Here is a 2,674-nt window from a genome sequence, read left to right as displayed (position 1 = left end):
CGTCGACCTGGGCCTGGTCAAGCCGAGCGGACCGAAGGACCGGGTGCTGAAGGAGGACATCCACGCCTACGTCAAGCAGGTCATGGCCGGGCAGGCCCAGGCGCCTGCTGCTGCGCCGGCGGCGACTGGCGGCGCCGGCATTCCGCCGGTACCGGATCAGGACTTCAGTCAGTTCGGCGAAGTGGAAGAGAAGGCGATGGGACGCCTGCTCAAGATGGGCGCCACCAACCTGCACCGCAGCTGGCTCAACGTGCCCCACGTCACCCAGTTCGACGAGGCCGACATCACCGAGCTCGAGACCTTCCGCAAGGCGATGAAGGCCGAAGCCGAGGCCCAGGGTGCCAAGCTCACGCCGCTGCCGTTCCTGATCAAGGCGTGTGCCTTCGCCCTGCGCAAGTTCCCGCAGTTCAACGTCAGCCTGAAGAGCGACGGCGAGACCATCGTGTGGAAGAAGTACGTCCACATCGGTATCGCGGTCGACACACCCGATGGGCTGATGGTGCCGGTGATCCGCGACGCCGACAAGAAGTCGCTGATCGATCTGGCCAAGGAGAGCGTGGAGCTGGCCGGCAAGGCGCAGTCGAAGAAGCTCAAGCGCGAGGAGATGACCGGTGGCTGTTTCACCATCTCCAGCCTGGGCTCCATCGGCGGTACCGCCTTCACGCCGATCGTCAACGCCCCGGAAGTCGCCATTCTCGGCGTCTCCAAGGCGCAGATGAAACCGGTGTGGAACGGCGCCGATTTCGAGCCGCGCCTGATGATGCCGCTGTCGCTCTCCTACGATCACCGCGCCGTGAACGGTGCCGATGCCGCGCGTTTCACCGCCTTCCTGGCGGCGGCGCTGAGCGACATCCGCCGTATGCTGCTGTGAATGTGATCTGAGATGACACCGACGGCGCCCTACGGGGCGCCGTCGGTGTTTGGGCTCCACTTTCGGGTGGGAATACCAAAGTGCAACCCGCCCATAATTGGCTGATAATGCAGCGGCTTTGGTGCTCGGGCGGGGCTTGCCCGATAGCCTGCGGTTGTCTGGTGCCGTCGCCGCGGTTATCGTTCATGACATTCCACTTACTCACAAGAATTTCCACTCTCTCAAGGAGCATCTAGATGCGTTTGATCCTGTTGGGCGCCCCTGGGGCCGGCAAGGGTACCCAGGCCCAGTTCATCTGCGAACGCTACAAGATTCCGCAGATTTCCACCGGCGACATGCTTCGCGCGGCGGTCAAGGAAGGCAGCGAGCTGGGTCTCAAGGTCAAGGAGATCATGACCAGCGGTGGCTTGGTGTCCGACGATCTGATCATCTCACTGGTCAAGGAGCGCATCGCGCAGCCCGACTGCGAGAACGGTTTCCTGTTCGACGGCTTTCCGCGCACCATCCCTCAGGCCGACGCCATGAAGGAAGCCGGGGTCAAGATCGACCACGTGCTCGAGATCGCCGTGGAAGACGAAGAGATCGTCAAGCGTCTGGCCGGGCGCCGGGTGCACCCGGGGTCGGGTCGGGTCTACCACGTCGAATACAATCCGCCCAAGGAAGAGGGCAAGGACGACGTCACCGGCGAAGCGCTGATCCAGCGCGACGACGACCGCGAGTCCACCGTGCGCAATCGTCTGGCTGTCTACCACGAGCAGACCGCCCCGCTGGTCGACTACTACCAGCAGTGGGCCGAGGAAGCGCCCGAGGCGGCCCCGGCCTACCACCGTGTGGAAGGCGTGGGCAGCGTCGATGAGATCACCCGCAAGGTGGTCGAGGCGCTGGACGCCTGAGTCGACTCGGTGTGAATCGGTATGAAAGGCCCGCCTTGGCGGGCCTTTCGCGTTGTGGCCCATCGTCCCGCATCCGCCGGCAGCGTATAATGTCGCCTTCATGCTTCGAAGCGAAATGTCCCTTATGCCGATTCTGCTGGCCCTCGATGCCTCCTCCAGTGCTTGCTCCGTTGCCCTGTCGATCCAGCGTGGCGCCGACGAGCCGAGGCTGATATCCCGCTTTGCCATGACCCCCCGCGAGCATACCCGTCGGCTGCTGCCGATGGTCGACGAGGTGCTGGCCGAGGCGGGCGTGACGCCTGGCGAGCTGGACGCCGTGGCCTACGGCCGTGGCCCGGGCTCCTTCACCGGCTTGCGTATCGCCGCCGGCGCGGCTCAGGGGCTGGCCTACGGGCTTGAGTGCCCCTTGCTGGGTGTCTCCACCCTCGAAGCGCTGGCGCTGGCGGCGCATCGCCGACACGGCGTGGAGTACGTCGCCACTGCGCTGGATGCGCGCATGAGCGAGATCTATGCCGCTGCCTGGCGCTGTCGGGACGGCAACGTTGAGGCGCTGCTCGGGGAGGCGGTGATTGCACCGCAGCGGTTGCGACTGCCAGCAGTAGCGGGGCCGGACGGCTGGTACGGCATCGGCTCCGGCTGGACGCTGTGGGAGTCGATGTCGGTCGAGGTGCAGGCCGCGGTGAGCCAGCGTGATAGCGACACCGAGCCGGCCGCGGAAGAGATGGTTCTGCTGGCGGCTCGCCAATACGCCGCCGGCGAACGTACGGCCCCCCACGAGGCGCAGCCGATCTATCTGCGTGACCAGGTGGCGTGGCAGAAGGGCGGATGAGCGACGTGGATGGCGCGGCGCTCGAGCTGCGGCGTGAGGCGGGCGCGCTGGTACTGGCTGGCGATCCGGCGCTCGCGATAT

3 protein-coding genes are annotated in these 2,674 nt (G+C 65.7%); all 3 read left to right on the top strand.

Going from position 1 to position 2,674, the window contains the following annotated elements; translation table 11 throughout:
* Positions 1-871, top strand: an 871-nt coding sequence (locus tag B8115_RS20410) for a 2-oxo acid dehydrogenase subunit E2 (protein ID WP_010629713.1), incomplete at its 5' end; no start/stop codon positions are given.
* A gap of 236 nt (positions 872-1,107) precedes the next feature.
* Entirely contained in the window at positions 1,108-1,764 is a 657-nt protein-coding gene (adk, locus tag B8115_RS20405) for an adenylate kinase (RefSeq protein ID WP_010629712.1), read from the top strand.
* Between the two features lie 124 nt (positions 1,765-1,888).
* Positions 1,889-2,593 carry a tRNA (adenosine(37)-N6)-threonylcarbamoyltransferase complex dimerization subunit type 1 TsaB gene (gene tsaB / locus B8115_RS20400; RefSeq protein WP_010629711.1) on the top strand — a complete coding sequence of 235 codons (705 nt, stop codon included), beginning with the start codon at positions 1,889-1,891 and terminating at the stop codon, positions 2,591-2,593.
* The last annotated feature ends 81 nt before the right edge of the window (positions 2,594-2,674 follow it).

It is taken from the genome of Halomonas sp. KM-1 (assembly GCF_000246875.1).
In the GTDB taxonomy this organism is placed as follows: domain Bacteria; phylum Pseudomonadota; class Gammaproteobacteria; order Pseudomonadales; family Halomonadaceae; genus Halomonas; species Halomonas aerodenitrificans.
Note: the sequence above shows the minus strand (reverse complement) of the source record. Positions and strands in the feature narration are given on the sequence as shown.